This is a genomic window from Micromonospora sp. NPDC051196 (assembly GCF_040682415.1).
GTDB lineage: Bacteria > Actinomycetota > Actinomycetes > Mycobacteriales > Micromonosporaceae > Micromonospora.
Genome location: NZ_JBFBAY010000007.1, coordinates 219709 through 235482 on the forward strand (window position 1 = coordinate 219709; position 15774 = coordinate 235482).

Annotated in this window: 17 protein-coding genes; 7 read left to right on the top strand and 10 right to left on the bottom strand. The window is 71.2% G+C overall.

Features of this window, described 5'->3' with window-relative positions:
* Nucleotides 1-67: 67 nt before the first annotated feature.
* Complete coding sequence (locus AB0M35_RS16415) at nt 68-715, top strand: acVLRF1 family peptidyl-tRNA hydrolase (RefSeq protein WP_363746036.1); 648 nt, start codon at nt 68-70, stop codon at nt 713-715.
* Nucleotides 716-791: 76 nt separating this feature from the next.
* Here the strand turns inward: AB0M35_RS16415 and AB0M35_RS16420 are convergent, their stop codons facing one another.
* Together AB0M35_RS16420 and AB0M35_RS16425 are read right to left on the bottom strand one after the other, a co-directional pair.
* Nucleotides 792-1826 (bottom strand): hypothetical protein, encoded by a 1035-nt coding sequence (locus tag AB0M35_RS16420; RefSeq protein ID WP_363746038.1) that lies wholly within the window; start codon nt 1824-1826, stop codon nt 792-794.
* 127 nt (nt 1827-1953) lie between these two features.
* Nucleotides 1954-2868, bottom strand: coding sequence for a neutral zinc metallopeptidase (locus AB0M35_RS16425; protein ID WP_363746040.1), 915 nt, complete (start codon nt 2866-2868; stop codon nt 1954-1956).
* Nucleotides 2869-3113: 245 nt separating this feature from the next.
* Between AB0M35_RS16425 and AB0M35_RS16430 the strand changes: the two genes are divergently transcribed.
* Entirely contained in the window at nt 3114-4718 is a 1605-nt protein-coding gene (locus tag AB0M35_RS16430; protein ID WP_363746042.1) for an ABC-F family ATP-binding cassette domain-containing protein, read from the top strand.
* Between the two features lie 59 nt (nt 4719-4777).
* On the opposite strand, the gene AB0M35_RS16435 is transcribed toward AB0M35_RS16430, so the two are convergent.
* Nucleotides 4778-5377, bottom strand: a complete 600-nt coding sequence (locus tag AB0M35_RS16435; protein ID WP_363746044.1) for a cadmium resistance transporter — start codon at nt 5375-5377, stop codon at nt 4778-4780.
* A 239-nt stretch (nt 5378-5616) separates the two neighbouring features.
* Here AB0M35_RS16435 and AB0M35_RS16440 point away from each other — a divergent pair, with 239 nt between their 5' ends.
* From AB0M35_RS16440 to AB0M35_RS16450, 3 genes are all read left to right on the top strand, one after another.
* Nucleotides 5617-5844: a helix-turn-helix domain-containing protein gene (locus AB0M35_RS16440; protein ID WP_007072022.1), complete on the top strand. Its 228-nt coding sequence runs from the start codon at nt 5617-5619 to the stop codon at nt 5842-5844.
* A 46-nt stretch (nt 5845-5890) separates the two neighbouring features.
* Nucleotides 5891-6658 carry an enoyl-CoA hydratase/isomerase family protein gene (locus AB0M35_RS16445; RefSeq protein WP_363746046.1) on the top strand — a complete coding sequence of 256 codons (768 nt, stop codon included), beginning with the start codon at nt 5891-5893 and terminating at the stop codon, nt 6656-6658.
* A gap of 129 nt (nt 6659-6787) precedes the next feature.
* Nucleotides 6788-8755, top strand: coding sequence for an ABC transporter ATP-binding protein (locus tag AB0M35_RS16450; RefSeq protein ID WP_363746216.1), 1968 nt, complete (start codon nt 6788-6790; stop codon nt 8753-8755).
* Nucleotides 8756-8773: 18 nt separating this feature from the next.
* Here the strand turns inward: AB0M35_RS16450 and mug are convergent, their stop codons facing one another.
* From mug to AB0M35_RS16480, 6 genes are all read right to left on the bottom strand, one after another.
* Complete coding sequence (gene mug, locus AB0M35_RS16455) at nt 8774-9295, bottom strand: G/U mismatch-specific DNA glycosylase (RefSeq protein ID WP_363746218.1); 522 nt, start codon at nt 9293-9295, stop codon at nt 8774-8776.
* Between the two features lie 101 nt (nt 9296-9396).
* Entirely contained in the window at nt 9397-10158 is a 762-nt protein-coding gene (locus AB0M35_RS16460) for an SDR family oxidoreductase (RefSeq protein WP_363746048.1), read from the bottom strand.
* Between the two features lie 170 nt (nt 10159-10328).
* Nucleotides 10329-10844, bottom strand: a complete 516-nt coding sequence (locus tag AB0M35_RS16465; protein WP_363746050.1) for a hypothetical protein — start codon at nt 10842-10844, stop codon at nt 10329-10331.
* Entirely contained in the window at nt 10841-11659 is an 819-nt protein-coding gene (locus tag AB0M35_RS16470; RefSeq protein ID WP_363746052.1) for a DUF692 domain-containing protein, read from the bottom strand. Before AB0M35_RS16470 ends, AB0M35_RS16465 begins: the two co-directional genes overlap by 4 nt.
* Entirely contained in the window at nt 11656-12579 is a 924-nt protein-coding gene (locus tag AB0M35_RS16475; protein ID WP_363746054.1) for a TIGR04222 domain-containing membrane protein, read from the bottom strand. The genes AB0M35_RS16470 and AB0M35_RS16475 overlap by 4 nt, the downstream gene beginning before the upstream one ends.
* A gap of 90 nt (nt 12580-12669) precedes the next feature.
* Complete coding sequence (locus tag AB0M35_RS16480; RefSeq protein WP_363746056.1) at nt 12670-13242, bottom strand: helix-turn-helix domain-containing protein; 573 nt, start codon at nt 13240-13242, stop codon at nt 12670-12672.
* Nucleotides 13243-13403: 161 nt separating this feature from the next.
* On the opposite strand from AB0M35_RS16480, the gene AB0M35_RS16485 reads away from it, so the two are divergent.
* Nucleotides 13404-14048, top strand: coding sequence for an HAD family hydrolase (locus tag AB0M35_RS16485; RefSeq protein ID WP_363746058.1), 645 nt, complete (start codon nt 13404-13406; stop codon nt 14046-14048).
* 167 nt (nt 14049-14215) lie between these two features.
* On the top strand, nt 14216-15154 hold the full coding sequence (locus tag AB0M35_RS16490; RefSeq protein ID WP_363746060.1) for an RIO1 family regulatory kinase/ATPase: 939 nt from the start codon (nt 14216-14218) through the stop codon (nt 15152-15154).
* Between the two features lie 49 nt (nt 15155-15203).
* On the opposite strand, the gene AB0M35_RS16495 is transcribed toward AB0M35_RS16490, so the two are convergent.
* Nucleotides 15204-15452, bottom strand: a complete 249-nt coding sequence (locus AB0M35_RS16495) for a DUF2630 family protein (protein WP_363746062.1) — start codon at nt 15450-15452, stop codon at nt 15204-15206.
* Nucleotides 15453-15774: the final 322 nt, after the last annotated feature.

Genomic DNA, 15774 nt, shown 5'->3' on the forward strand with positions numbered 1-15774 from the left:
GGCGTGCCTCAGCGGCCGAGGCCGTCCCGCCTGCCGGGGCCGCCGCGCGGTGTCGTACGGTCGAGGCATGAGCAGCCGACCCGCCGCCGGAGGTGGCCGGTGGGTCGAGGTCGACCCGGCCCGCGTCGCGCGCTGGGTCGCCGGCTTCGCCGAGCGACACGGCCAGCCGACCATCGGAATCGAGGAGTACGGCCTGCTGCTGTCGGCGCCGGACGGCGCCACCGCCGAACTGCACACCCCACCGGGAGCACCCGCCACCGAGGACCTGGAGGCCTTCGTCGCCCAGGCCGTGGCGTCCCGCCGGATCGGGCTGCTGCTGGCCCGCAAGAGCGCGGTGGCGGTCGGCATCGCCGAGGGGGAGCGGCTACCGGTGCACAAGGTGGACACCCGGTACGTGCAGGGGCGTACCGCCGCGGGTGGCTGGTCGCAGCAGCGGTTCGCTCGCCGCCGGGACAACCAGGCGAAGGCGGCCCTGGCCGAGGCGGCGGAGCTTGCGGTGCGGTTGCTGCTGCCGGAGGTCGACCGCCTGGCCGCGCTGGTCGTCGGCGGTGACCGGCGGACGGTGGACGGGATCCTCGCTGACCGCAGACTCGCCCCGCTGGCCGCGTTGCGCGCCGAGCGGCTGCTCGACGTTCCCGAGCCCCGATACGCGGTGCTGCAGGACGCGGCTACCGCCGCCCGTGCAGTCCGCATCCTCGTCCGCGACCCCGCCTGACCGCCCTGAGCGTCAGCTGCTCAGGGGGGTCAGTGCGGTTTCGATACGGCGACCGGACAGCCGGCTCGTGCGACGCTCAGGAACGGACGAAGAGGGTCGCCCGGCCGTCGCGTACGCCGACGATCTGCCCCCGACCGTTGATGTCGACGACCCGGTCGGTGGCGCGCAGCCCGAGGCTGGTCAGGTCGGTCATCCGGCCATGCCGCCAGAGAAAGGGGTGCGACGCGCCGTCGGCGCCGTCGGCGTGGCCGACGATCTCGCCGAGGTCATTGATCCCCGTCGCCTCGCTGACGCTGCCACCCAGCGTGCCGAGGTCGCGGATCGCCCCGTCACGCCACAGGTAAGCCCGCAACGTCCGATCCGCGTTGTGCGAGTAGCCGACGATCTCGCCCCGGTTGTTGATATCCGTGGGCGAATTCCAGCTCGGCCCACCGAGGGTGCCCAGCGGGGTGAGCACCCCGTTGCGCCAGCGGCCACCGAAGCAGTCGCAAATCTGGTACCAGTTCTCGGTCACGTAATTGACCGCGAGGTCGCCCCGGTTGTTCAGCAACGCCGGACTGCCGTGGTACATGTTGTTGCGCTGCACCCTGATCGTCTCGCCCCGCCGCATCAGGAAGGTGTTGTCCGGCCAGTCCGGTGCTCGGCTGTAGCCGGCCACCGCCCCCGAGTCGTTGATGGAGAGGGCGTAACTCTCCTCGTCGCCGAGCGCCGCCAGCCTGATCACCTGGCCGTCACGCCAGAGCGCCGCCTGATCGCCGCCCCACATGTTGGTGACGCTGCCGGCCACCACGCCCGCGCTGTTGATGTCCCGGACCGAGAACCGATGGACGTCGGCGGGCAGGGGCAGCAGCTTTCCCCGCCCCGCGTGCCAGATGAAGCTGATGCGGCTGCCGGCGTCGGTGCCGACGACCTGTCCCCGTTCGTTGAGAGCCAGGAGGGAGGGGTGGGCGTAGAAGCCGAGGTCGACAGCCTGGTACCTGAACGGCAGCGGGCCTGCTGCGGCGGAGGCGGGCACCGCCGCGGCGACCGCGACGGCCGTGGCCAGAAGGGCGGCGGCGATTTTGCTGGAACGGCGGGAGATGACGGTGGGCCGGTGCTCGGTCGAAGGCATGGCGGCTCCCTGGCGGACCGACGAATGGGCCGACTACATTGGAGGGTCATCCGGCAACGTAGGGTAACAACCTCGCTTCGGCCCGCACCAGCCCGAACGGGACCCGGTGGTTAAAGGGTCCCCTTTCTTACACCTGGCCACTGAAGGTGTCGCACGAGGCCGGGTCACCGCTTTCGTAGCCCCGGCTGAACCAGCGCTTGCGGTCGGCCGAGGAGCCGTGGGTGAACTCGTCCGGGTTCACCGGCCGGTTCGCCCGCTCGGAGATGGCGTCGTCGCCGATCGCCTCGGCGGTGTCGATGGCCTCGGCGATGTCCCGCTCGGTGATGCTGGTGAAGATCTTCTGACCTCGGTCGTCGGCGGTGCCGGTGGCGTTCTTGGCCCAGGCGCCGGCATAGCAGTCCGCCTGCAACTCCAGTCGTACGGACAGCTCGTTGGCCGCACCCGGGTCGCGCTGCTGGGCGCGGCGCACCTGCTCGTTGGTGCCGAGCAGGTTCTGCACGTGGTGGCCGTACTCGTGGGCCAGCACGTATGGCTGGGCGAACTCGCCGGTGGCGCCGAGTTGCCCGGCCAGCACCTCATAGAAGCTCAGGTCGATGTAGACCAGCGAGTCGGCCGGGCAGTAGAACGGGCCTACGCCGGAGCCGGCCGAGCCGCAGGCGGTGTTGACGGCCTGGTCGAAGAAGACCGTACGGGTCGGGCGGTACTGCTCGCCGAAGGCCTCCGGCAGGGCAGTACGCCAGTACGCCTGGATCGAGTTGACGTACAGGTTGTTGCGGCAGTCCAGGTGCTCCAGCGCGTTCGGTGCCTCGCAGCGTTGCTCGAGCGCGGTGTTGTCGCCCTGTTCGTCGCCGGTCAACGCGTTCAGACCGAACCCACCGCCGACCAGCGCCACCAGGACGGCGATGACGATCCCGACGATGCCGCCGCGCCCGCCGCCGATCGGGATGGGGATGCCCAGCCCGCCGCCTCCGCCGCCTCCGCCGCTGCCTCGCCGGTCGTCCACCTGACTGGTGTCGATGCGGGCGTTCTCGTTCAGCTCCATGGTGACCCCGATCAGTCGATGATCAGTTGAGGTGGTCGCGGTGCCGGAAACAGGCTCCGGTGGGCGATCCGGTACCCGACGATCTTGGTTGGTAATCCCCGGTGCCCATCAACCGGGGCCCGGTACACTTGTCGCCGTGCTGCTCTGCGAAGGCTGAACGCCCCGCGCCGACGGGTCACCAGATCCGCCGGCGCTTTCGTGTGCCCTGAGTCAGCCCTTCGGATCCCGAGAGCGAGTACCCCGACATGATCACTGCCAGCGGCTTGGAACTGCGCGCCGGCGCCCGGATCCTGCTGTCCGACACGACGCTGCGGGTGCAACCCGGCGACCGGATCGGCCTGGTCGGGCGCAACGGCGCCGGCAAGACCACCACACTGAAGGTGCTGGCCGGTGAGGGCCAGCCGTACGCCGGGCAGGTCGACCGGCGCAGTCCCGTCGGCTATCTGCCGCAGGATCCGCGTACCGGCGATCTTGAGGTCACCGGCCGCGACCGGGTGCTCTCCGCCCGCGGCCTGGACACCCTGATGGCCGGCATGCAGGAGTTGGAGGCCAAGCTCGCCGACGGCGGCGACGAGAAGTTGGTCCGCCGCTACGGCGCGCTGGAGGACCAGTTCGCCGCGCTCGGTGGGTACGCCGCCGAGGCCGAGGCGGCCCGGATCTGCGCCAACCTCGGGTTGCCCGACCGGGCCCTGGCCCAGACCATCGGCACCCTCTCCGGTGGTCAACGTCGCCGCATCGAGCTGGCCCGGATCCTGTTCCGTGACGCCGGTGACAACGGTGGCGGCATCCTGCTGCTCGACGAGCCCACCAACCACCTCGACGCCGACTCGATCACCTGGCTGCGCGGCTTCCTCGCCAACCACAAGGGCGGGCTGGTGGTCATCTCCCACGACGGTGACCTGCTCGAATCGGTGGTCAACAAGGTCTGGTTCCTCGACGCCACCCGGTCCGTGGTCGACGTCTACAACCTGGGCTGGAAGGCGTACCTGGAGGCGCGGGAGACCGACGAGCGGCGCCGCCGCCGGGAGCGGGCCAACGCCGAGAAGAAGGCCGGGGCGCTGATGGCCCAGGCGGACAAGATGCGGGCCAAGGCGACCAAGACCGTCGCCGCGCAGAACATGGCCCGCCGGGCCGAGCGGCTGATGTCCGGCCTGGAGGAGGTACGCGTCTCCGACAAGGTGGCCAAGGTTCGCTTCCCCGCGCCGGCCCCGTGCGGCAAGACCCCGCTGACCGCTACCGGCCTGTCCAAGTCGTACGGCTCCTTGGAGATCTTCACCGACGTCAACGTGGCGGTGGACCGGGGTTCCCGGGTGGCCATCCTGGGGCTCAACGGTGCCGGCAAGACGACGCTGCTGCGGATGCTCGGCGGCCTGCTGGAGCCCGACACCGGCGAGGTGCACGCCGGGCACGGGCTGCGGCTGGGCTACTACGCGCAGGAGCACGAGACGCTGGACGTGACGCGGACCGTACTGGAGAACATGCGAGCCGCGGCGATCGAGCAGACCGACACCGAGCTGCGCAAGATCCTCGGCGCGTTCCTCTTCTCCGGTGAGGACGTGGACAAGCCCGCCGGGGTGCTCTCCGGTGGGGAGAAGACCCGACTCGCCCTGGCCACCCTGGTCTGCTCCGGCGCGAACGTACTGCTGCTCGACGAACCGACCAACAACCTGGACCCGGTCAGCCGGGAGCAGGTCCTCGACGCCATCGCCCGCTACCCGGGTGCGATCGTCCTGGTCACCCACGACCCGGGCGCGGTACTCGCGCTCAAACCCGATCGGGCCATCCTGCTGCCCGACGGCGACGAGGACGCCTGGAGCGACGACCTCCTCGAACTCGTCGAGCTGGCGTGAAAGGAGGGGCCCCTTCTTAACGCCTCCGGTAGAGGAAGGGCCCCTTCTTAACAACCCGGTCAGCGGGCCAGGTCGATCAGGCGGCTGACGACGCCGGAGGTGGCCACGATGAGCACGCCGATGGCGATGAACACCACCGGCACCAGCCACCGGCCGGTGCGCTCGACCAACCGGGCCACCCGCGGATGGTTGCCCAACCAGGCACCGGCCGCGCACCAGGCGGCGATCAGGATCACGAAGACCAGCACGAACACGGCGGTGTCGGCGGGACCGAGGGTGCGGAACACCGGCACGTAGACCGCCACGTTGTCGGCACCGTTGGCGACCGTCACACCGGCCACCCCGAGCGTGCCGGCGACCACCGGTGCGGCCTGCTCCTCGTCCCGGCCCAGCAGTGCGCGTACGCCCAGCGCGATCGGCAGCAGGCCGAGCAGGCCGGTCCACTCGTCGGGCAGCACCAGCAGCCCGGCCGCGACCACGCCGGCGGCCAACACGAGAGCGCCGATGCCGAGGTACTGGCCGGCGACGATCTGCCAGGTATAGGGGCGCCCGGTGGTACGGGCGGCGACGAAGAACAGCGTCAGGATGACGATGTCGTCGATGTCGGTGGCGGCGAACACGACCGTGGCGCCGGTCACGGTGCCGAGCAGATCGAGCATGGCTGGCAAGGTACGCGCCGAGCACAGGGTGAGTCGATCATTGCGGTACGTGATTGCTGGAGTTCGGAGTCGACGGCCAGGTGACCTGGGCCGGGTCTGGGAAGCGTCACCTATCGGGAAGCTGACATTGCATAGCGTGTCGGTTGGCGAATAGTTGATATCTGGCGCATGATCGTTCGAGACGGTCTAATAGGTGGGACCGTATCCGAACCGCACAGTCTGGGACGTGAGGACACAGCATGGCAGCCACGGGCACAGCCACCAGCACTGAGAAGGGTCGCCGGATCGTCGGAGCCGAGCGTCAGACGCTCGCCAAGGACCTGGTCAAGCGGTACACCGGGGGAGAGAGCATTCGTGCCCTCGCGGCCTCAACCGGCCGTTCCTACGGGTTCATCCACCGGGTGCTCACCGAGTCCGGGGTGCAGCTGCGGCAGCGCGGCGGCGCTCGGCGCCGTAAGAAGGCGTGACGCGTCGATCGACGGCGCCCATCATCGCCGTGACCCGGGCCGCCCGGTGACCGCCGAGGCGACCGGGGTCCGGCTGGAATGCGACGGGCCGGTAGCCACAGTCACCCTGTGCCGGCCCGACGTGCTCAACGCGCAGACCCCGGCGATGTGGCGCGCGATGAGCGAATTCTCCCGGGCCCTGCCCGGCGACGTACGCGTCGTGATCCTCCGTGGTGAGGGGCGCGCGTTCTCGGCGGGACTGGACCTGTCGGTCGCGGGTGCCTCCGGCCCGGATTCCTTCGCCGAACTGGCCGCGCTACCCGAGTCGGAGTGCGCCGACCAGATCGCCGCCTACCAGGATGCGTTCACCTGGCTGCATCGGCCGGACATCATCTCGATCGCCGCTGTCCAGGGGCATGCGATCGGTGCCGGCTTCCAGCTCGCGCTCGCCTGCGACCTGCGGGTGCTGGCCACGGACGCAAAACTGTCCATGGCTGAGGTGACGATCGGTCTGGTGCCGGATCTGGCCGGCACCAAACGCCTGGTCGAGTTGGTCGGCTACGCCCGGGCGTTGGAACTCTGCGCCACCGGCCGCCGGATGGACGCCGCCGAGGCGGACCGGATCGGCCTGGCCACCCTCGTCGTGCCCGACGCCGACCTCGACGACGCGGTCCGCGACCTCGCCGCAGGTCTGCTCGCCAACGCCCGGAACGCGGTCGTGGAGATCAAGGCGCTGCTCGCCGGTGCGGCCGGACGTAGCCACGCCGAGCAGCAGCGGGCCGAGCGGGAGGCGCAGACCCGGCGGCTACGCGATCTCACCGGGCAGGGAGAATAGTAAGGACCGGTCGGGAAGTTCCGGGTTACTTACGAGGTTGTCGTAGTCATCGGGAGAATCGACCCGACGGCAGATTGACGTGACGACTCGATTGACGTGACGACCCGGAGGTAACGGTTGTCCAACCACATGGCCACTGGCGGTTGGGGCATGCTCCGGTCGATGCGCAGCCGTGACGAGATCTCCACCCACCGGCTCCAGCGCGGTGTGGCTCGGCGGATCGTGGCGTTCGCCCAGCCCTACCGGCGCGACATCATCGTGTTCCTGCTGACCGTGATCGTCGCGGCGGTGATCGGCGTGGCCACCCCGCTGCTCGCCGGTGACGTGATCGACGCCATCACCCAGGGCGGTCCCGACGGCGGGGCGGTGGTGATCCGGCTGGCGTTCTTCATCGCCGGGCTGGCCGTCGCCGACGCACTGCTGTCGTTGGCCCAACGCTGGTATTCGGCGCGCATCGGCGAAGGCATCATCCTCGACCTGCGTACCCGGGTCTACGACCACGTGCAGCGCATGCCGTTGCAGTTCTTCACCCGTACCCAGACCGGCGCGCTGGTCAGCCGGCTCAACAACGACGTGCTGGGAGCCCAGCGGGCGTTCACCTCGACGCTGTCCGGCGTGGTCAGCAACGTGATCCAGCTGGTGCTCACCGCTGCGGTGATGCTCACCCTCTCCTGGCAGATCACCGCGCTGTCGCTGGTGCTGCTGCCGGTGTTCATCATTCCGGCCCGCCGGGTCGGGCGGCGGCTGGCCGAGATCACCCGCGAGTCGTACAACCTCGACGCCAAGATGAACGCGACCATGACCGAGCGGTTCGGGGTCGCGGGCGCGTTGCTGGTCAAGCTCTTCGGCCGCCCGGACGCGGAGGCCGACCGGTTCGCCCGCCGCGCCGAGCGGGTACGCGACATCGGCATCCAGTCGGCGATGTACTCGCGGACCTTCTTCGTGGCGATGATGTTGGTGGCCTCGTTGGCCCAGGCGCTGACCTACGGTCTCGGTGGTTGGCTGGCGGTCAGCGGTGAAGTCAGCGCCGGCACCGTGGTCACCCTCGCGTTGCTGCTCACCCGGCTCTACGGTCCGCTGACCGCGTTGAGCAACGTCCGCGTCGACGTGATGAGCGCGCTGGTCTCCTTCGACCGGGTCTTCGAGGTGCTCGACCTGAAGCCGGCGATCACCGAGAAGCCCGACGCGGTACCGGTGCCCAACGGGGCGGGCACGGTGGAGTTCCGGGACGTGCGGTTCCGCTACCCGAGCGCGGCGGAGATCTCGCTGGCCTCCCTCGAGGAGGTCGCCACGCTGGACCGTACGATCAACGAGCCGGTGCTCAAGGGCGTGTCGTTCAAGGTCGAGCCGGGCCAGATGGTGGCACTGGTCGGTCCGTCCGGTGCCGGCAAGTCCACCCTGTCCATGCTGATCTCCCGCATCTACGACGTCACCGACGGGCAGGTGCAGATCGGTGGAGTGGACGTGCGGGACGCCACGCTCGGCTCGTTGCGGGACGAGATCGGCGTGGTCACCCAGGACTCCCACCTGTTCCACGAGACCATCGCGGAGAATCTGCGCTACGCCAAGCCCGACGCCACCGACGACGAACTGTGGGCGGCGCTTGCTGGCGCGCAGGTCGCCGATCTGGTCCGGTCGCTGCCCGACGGGCTGGAAACCACCGTGGGCGAGCGCGGCTACCGCTTCTCGGGCGGGGAGAAGCAGCGCATCGCCATCGCCCGGTTGCTGCTCAAGGCACCGTCGATCGTCATCCTCGACGAGGCCACCGCCCATCTCGACTCGGAGAGCGAGGCGGCGGTGCAGCGGGCGCTGTCGGTGGCGTTGACCGGGCGTACCGCGCTGGTGATCGCGCACCGGCTGTCCACCGTTCGCGACGCGGATCAGATCCTCGTTCTCGACGGGGGCCGGATCGTCGAGCGGGGTCGTCACGAGGAACTGGTCGCTGTCGGCGGCCTCTACGCCGAGCTGTACCGAACCCAGTTCGCGGTGGCCGATTCGCCCAGCCCGTACGCCGACGCCGCGCACCCCGAGCCGGTCGTCATCCCCACCCGCGAGTATCTCGCCGACGAAGCTCTCCCGCCCGCCGCCGCGAACTGATCGCGTTCTTCGAAGGGGCTATGTGGTGGTGGCCTCGCGTAGCGTGGCGAAGGCGGCCGCGAGGGTTTGTGGGGTGTAGTGGGCGTTCAGGCCGCTGGGATTGGGCAGCACCCAGAGCTGGGCACCGGCCAGCGGCTCAGGCTGCCGACCGAAGGTCGCCTTCGGCCGAGCGAACCCCACCCGGTACGCGGTCACCCCGACCACCGCGACCCACCGGGGCCGGTACCGGGCGACCTTCTCGGTCAACTCCCGGGCGCCGGCCACCAGCTCGGCGGCGGTCAGTTCGTCGGCCCGCGCGCTGGCTCGGGCGACGACGTTGGTGATGCCCAGCCCCAGCGCGGGCAGGGTGTCCTGCTCGCTGGGGTGCAGCAGACGAGGGGTGAATCCGCCCCGGTGCAACGCCGGCCAGAACCGGTTGCCCGGGCGGGCGAAGTGCCAGCCGGTGGCCGCCGACCACAGCCCCGGGTTGATGCCGACGAAGAGGACGTCCAGCCCGGCGGTGATGACGTCCGGCAGCGTCTTGTCGACGGCCGCAGCCAGTTCCTGACGGGTGGGGCGTGGATTCGGGTGGGGTGTTGTCGCCTTACCCGGTCGGGGGCCGCGCCGGGGCCGTCGGTGCTGGTCGGCGGGCGGCTCGACGGTCACAGGCCGCGTAGCGCGCCACCGTCGACCGGGATGGTGCTCCCGGTGAGGTAGCTCGCCGCCGGGGAGAGGACGAACGCGGCGACCCGCCCGAACTCGGCCGGGTCGCCGATGCGCCGCAGCGGGATGCCCGCCTCCGCCTCGGCGCGGGCCTGTTCCGGGTCGCCGTTGGCGGCGAAGAGTTCCCGGTTGCGGTCGGTGAGGATGCGTCCGGGCAGCAGTCCGACCACCCGTACACCGCGTGGACCGTATTCGTCGGCGACATCCTTGGCCACACCGGCCAGGCCGGGCCGCAGACCGTTGGAGATGCCCAGTCCGGGCACCGGCCCACGGGCCGAGGTGGACAGCACCAGCGCGATCGCGCCGCCGTCGGGCAGTGCGGCGGCTACCGTCCGCACCATCCGTACGCTGCCCAGGAAGACCGTCTCGAAGGCCTGTCGCCACTGCTCGTCGTCGACCGAGGCGGCGCTGCCCGGTGTCGGCCCGCCCACCGAGACCAGAGCCCCGTCGAGTCGGCCGAAGTGCCGGTGCGCTGCCTCCACCAGCCGGCCAGGGGTGGCCGGGTCGGCGAGGTCGGCGGTGATGCCGACGGCCCGGTCCGGCCCGCCGAGGTCGGCCGTGGCGGCGGCCACCTCGTCGGGACGTCGGGCCGAGAGCACCACCCGGGCACCGTCGGCCACCAGGCACTGCGCGGTGGCGTAGCCGAGCCCACGGGAGGCGCCGGTGAGCACGTACACCCGGTCGGTCAGTCCCAGATCCATACCGACGATCCTGCCGCACCGCGCCCGCGACCCGGCATCCCGGCCCCGCCCGCACCCTTGCCCTTGGAGGCGGAGCGGGCACTGCGATCGGGTCGGCCCTCCCCCGTGGGCGGGTGAGTGCGGCCATCGGCGGAGCCGGGTCGGCGCTTGTCGTGGGCGGGTGGGCGCCGCTACCGGGCCGGGCGGATCAGGCGTACCCGGCCGGCGAGTTGCACGGCGACGGCGCCGCCGGCCCGACCGACGGCGGGGGACCGGCGGCGGCGTGGCGGCTCGTCTGCGTCGTAGCGGAAGGTCGCCTCCCGCACCGCCAGTTCGTCGGCGCCGAGCGCCGGCAGTGCGCGGCGGGCCTGTAGTGCGCGGGCCAGGTCCCAGCCGTCGCGTAGTCCGCCACCGGTGGGCCGGTCCCCGGCCCATGCCATGAAGGTCGCCGGCCAACTCGGGCCGAGCGCGGCGGCGAGCAGCGGCCAGTGCCGAGCGACCTCGCCGGCCCGCTTGCGCAGCAACGCGGCTCGGGCGGCGGCCAACGGGGCCGGCGCGAAGCCCGGCGGGGGTGGCCCACCGGCCACCAGCGCCGCGACCAGTGCCGCCTGCCGCGAGGCCAGCGATCCGTCCGCCGGGCGGTGCGCGTCGGGCGTACTCGGGCGGTGGTCGGTGGCGTTCGGGTCACCGGCGGGAAGCGCGCTCATGTGACCAGCGGGAAGCCGGTGGCGGCGGCCACCGCGTCCAGTTCGGCGCGTAGCTCGGCGGCCGGCGGATAGTGCCCGTCGCGTTCCAGCAGCACCGCCGGTGGACGGCGTCGCGCGCACAGCTCGGCGAGCAGTTCCAGCACCGGCGGGGGAACCGGGTCGGTGTGCGTGTCGTGGTAGAAGCCGCCCTGCTCGGCGCCGCCGGCCACGTGCAGGTACGCCACCCGTTCCAGGGGTAGCCGGTCCAGCAGCGCGAGCGGGTCGGTGCCCCGGTTACGGGCGTTGGCGTGCACGTTGGCGATGTCGAGCAGCAGTAGCGCGTCGGTGCGGGCCAGGATCTCGCTGAGAAACGCCGCCTCGTCGAGTTCGTCGTCGGGCCAGTCGAACAGCGCCGCGATGGGCTCCAGTGCGATCGGCACCGGCAGCTCGGCCTGGGCGCGCGCGACGTTGGCGCAGACCGCGTCGACCGCCTCACGGGTACGCGGCAGCGGGAGCAGGTGCCCTGCCTCCACCCCGCCGGCCCGTACGAAGGCGATGTGTTCGCTGACCAGTGGCGCGGCCAGTAGCTCGGCGACCGCCGCCAGATGGGCCACCCGGGCCGGCTCGACCGGTTCGGCGCCGCCGAGGGAGAGCCGCACCCCGTGCGGTACGACCGTCACGCCGCGCTGCCGTAGCTCGACCAGCGCGTCCGGCGGCGGGCCGGCGGTGGGCACCGCCTCGGCGATCACCTCGACGAATTGGAGGCCGGGAAGTTCGGCGACGAACCCGGCGATCTCGGGCCGCCAGCCGATGCCCACCCCGCGTGGACCGGTCATCCGCCACACCCACCGCCGCCGCAGCCACCGCCGCCACCACTGCCGCAGCCACCACCACCGCTGTCTGAGGTGCTGTCTCCGCCGTAACCGCCTGCGGTGCTGCTGCTGCCGCCGGCCGCCATCGCCTCGCGCTGGATGTCGGCTTGTTGGGCGAAGGTCGGGTCCAGCGCCCAGAGCGAGGCGGTGCCGTAGAGCGCCACCGCCATCGCCAGTCCGGCGGCGCCATAGACGGTGTACGCCGGCTTCGCGGCGGGTGCGAGGTGGCGGTTTCGGTGTCGCAGGCCGAGTAGGGCGTCCTGGGCCGCCCGGGTCCGGCGTGGTACCCGGACGAACAGGATCGTGGTCAACACCGCGAGCCCGCCGACGATGAGCACGAGATACCAGACCGGACGGTCGTTGGCCAGGCCGGCGGCGATGCGTGCGACGCCGAGCGCCACCAGCGCGGCCAGCAGCAGCGAGCCCAGGCGCAGTGCCGCCCGCCGGTCCGGACCGACCAGCAGGTCGTGGCGCGCCAGGCCGTCGCGCAACTCGTCGAGGGCGCGGGCCACCCACTCGGTGCGTCGCAGTTGCCGGGCGGGGTAGTGCTGACCAGCCGCGTGGTGCACGGCTCGGTCGAGCGGAGTGGCTCCTGGCGGCAACGCCCCTTCGGCGATGAGCGCACCGGTGGGTTGCACCCCGATCAGGCCCTGGCTGCGCAGACTGCTGACCGAGGACCAGACAGCGAGGTCGTCCCCGCCGTTGAGGTAGGCGACCTGCTGAGGGTTGAGCTGGTCGGCGGAGGGTGCCGAGCGGCCGGCCAGGGTGCGCCGGCGGTGGATCAGGGTGCCGATGACCAGCACGACGGCGGCCAGCAGGTAGAGAATCAGGAAGGTGCGACTGGGTACACCCCAGGTGTCGAAGTTTGCCGCGGGCTCCATCATGGCCTGCTCCTGTCGGGCGAGGGAACGCGCTTTCATTGTGCGGCGGCGATGCCAGTAATCGACGAGGGTGGAGGTGCGGTTACCTCGTCGTTATCTGCGGCGTACCGCTTCTTCGACCAGGTCGAGCACCGGGCCGAGGTCGCCGGCCGGTCGCCCCATGGCCAGGTGCAGCACCAACCCGTCGTAGGCGAGTTCGAGGAAGCGGGCCAGCACGTCGATCGGGACGTCGTCGCGGAGTACGCCGGCGTCACGCTGGCGTGCCAGCCGCTCTCGGGTCGCCTCGGCGATGGCGGCGGATCGTTCGGCCCAGCGTTTGGCGAAGGCCGGGTCGGTCCGCAGGCGCCGGGAGACCTCCAGCTGGCTGCCCAGCCAGCCGGTGGTGTCCGGGGAGATGGCCCGGGCGAGCAGGTCGCGCATCACCTGGACCAGGCCGTTACGGGCGACCGTGGCCACCATCGCCGCCGCGTCGTCCTCGGCGACGGCGAGGAACAGGGAGTCCTTGTCGCGGAAGTGGTGGAAGATGGCACCCCGGGACAGCCCCGTCGCCTCCTCCAGGCGGCGTACGGTGGCGCCCTCGTAGCCGTGCCGGGCGAAGCAGGCCCGCGCGGCGGCGAGAATTTCCTGTCGGCGGGCGTCGAGCTGGTCCTGACTTACTCTGGGCACAGTCCGATGGTGTCAGCACACCAGGGCTGACGCAAACCGTACGTACGGCTTGGTTTGCTCGCCGGTCAGGAGCCGTGATGATGCCGGCCAGGCTTGGTTCGACATATGTGCGTAACGTCCGGACCTGTCGGCCGGGTACCCGATTACCGTAGGGTTCCCGAGTGCCGCTGCTCCTGCTGGACTTGGACAACACCCTGCTCGACCGGGCCGGGCCGTTCCGCATCTGGGCAGAGCGTTTCCTCGACGGCATCGGTGCGCCGCCCGGTGACATCGAATGGCTGCTGTCGATCGATGCTGACGGGCTCACCGACCGCTGGGATGTCGCGGACGCCATCCGGGACCGTTACCGGTTGCGTATCCCCTCCATCGATCTGGTGGAGGAACTGCACGACGGGGTGGTCGGGTTCACCCGCCTCGATCCGCTGGTCGCCTGTGCCTTGCGGATCGCCGACGGCGCCGGCTGGATGCCGGTGGTGGTGAGCAACGGGGCGGTACGCCAACAGGACGCCAAGATCCGGCGTACCGGCCTGGACCGGTACGTGGCCGACTGGGTGATCTCGGAGGAAGCCGGGGTCAGCAAGCCCAATCCCCGGATCTTCGCGCTGGCCGCCCAGCGGGTACGGATGCCGCTGCGCGGGGCCTGGGTGATCGGTGACGGCCCCGAGGCGGACATCGGCGGCGCGACCGCCGTCGGCCTGCCCAGCATCTGGCTGCACCGGGGGCGGCGATGGACGGACACCCGCTTCGCCCCGACCGTCACGGTCGACACGGTGATCGCCGCAGTCGCCGCCGTGATGGGCGCGTGAGGCCGGCCGAGCCGTAAAGCGATTGACGCGGCGTGGTGAGCGCCGCGAACATGGTCCGCGCATCGTGCAGCCGGGTGCTCGCCCGGTCGAGGAGAGGGGGTCGGTCATGGCCGTCTTCGCAGGTCACTTCCTGCCTCCAACCGCCTCGACCAAGGGACTACAGCGCAGTGCGCGATCACGACTTCTCGGCGCGAGAGCGCCACACCCGCGGCAAGCGCCGCTTCGACGACGATGACGAACCGTATTTTCTGAAGCGCGGGCGCCCGTCCGAGCCGGTTCCCGCCGACCTCGCTGACGACCCCGATCCGGACACCGGCGCCGTCTGGTCCTCGTGGGACGACGCCGTGCACGGTCCGCAACCCCATCCGGCCTGGCTGGTCACCGACCTGGCCGCGAAGGACACCGAGTTGGGGGTGCTCAAGACCGGCAAGGAGGCGGATGTCCACCTGGTTCGCCGGGCCGTCCCCGACAGCGATCGTGCCTGCCTGCTGGCGGCGAAGCGCTACCGCGACCCCAGGCACCGGCTCTTTCACCGCGACGCCGGTTACCTGGAGGGACGCCGGGTCCGCCGGTCCCGGGAGATGCGCGCGATGACCGGCCGGACGGCGTTCGGCCGGCAGATGATCGCCGGGCAGTGGGCGGCGGCCGAGTTCGCCGCGTTGGCCCGGCTCTGGGAGATCGGCGACCGGTACGGGACGGTCGCCGTGCCGTACCCGGTGCAGTTGCGCGGCACCGAGCTGATGTTGGAGTTCGTCGGTGACCCGGATGCTGGGCGGGCCGCGCCCCGGCTGGCCGAGCTACGGCCGGTCGGCGCGGAGCTACGCGACCTGTGGGAGCAACTGGTCGAGGCCCTGATGGTCCTGGCGCGGGCCGGATACGCACACGGCGACCTGTCACCGTACAACCTGCTGGTGCACGCCGGGCGGCTGGTGCTGATCGATCTGCCGCAGGTGGTGGACGTGGTGGCGAACCCGCAGGGGCGCGATTTCCTGGCTCGCGACGTCCGGATCGTCACCACCTGGTTCGTGGCCCGGGGCCTGCCGTCGAGCCTCGCCGAGCCGGCCGCGCTGACCGAACTGCTGGCGCGCGAGGCGGGTCTGCGCTGATCACCGGCTCCGGGTGGCGGACCGACAGCCGCCCGGAGCCGGTCCACCGCTACTGGAGGTACCGCTCGACCTCCGACACCGGCCGGGCGCCCTGCGCCTCGGGGTCGCCATGTGCCTGCCGCGCGGCACGCCGACGGCGGAGCAGGTCCCAGCACTGGTCGAGGGACTCCTCCAGCTCACGTAGCCGGGTCCGGGCGTCGTCGTCGGTGCCTGCCTCGGTGGCCTGCGCATCGGCGCGCAACCGGTGCTCCTCGTCGACCAGTTCGGAGATCCGGCTCAGGATGGTCTTGTCGTCCATCCCCTGAGCGTGGCACAGCGGGACGGGCCACGCCTGGATTCACCCGCAGCGAGCCTCGGGCCGGGCCGGTCGGTGCTGATGCCCGTATGCCGGACATGACATAGATCACCCTAACCGACCGGGTCTGGTGGTTGACGACCCGTGTGTCGATGAGTACCGACCGTGGTCGCCACTCCTTTGGTGGCCGTGCTGAGCTGGGCAAACATGGTCTGAGTGGGGTCCTGGGGGTGGCCGTCGGGCCGCCGGGCGTGCCGGATCACGGCGGATGGTGGTCGCCGTACGGCGCCAAATCCGTTGTGGACAGCGGGAATGTCGACCATGA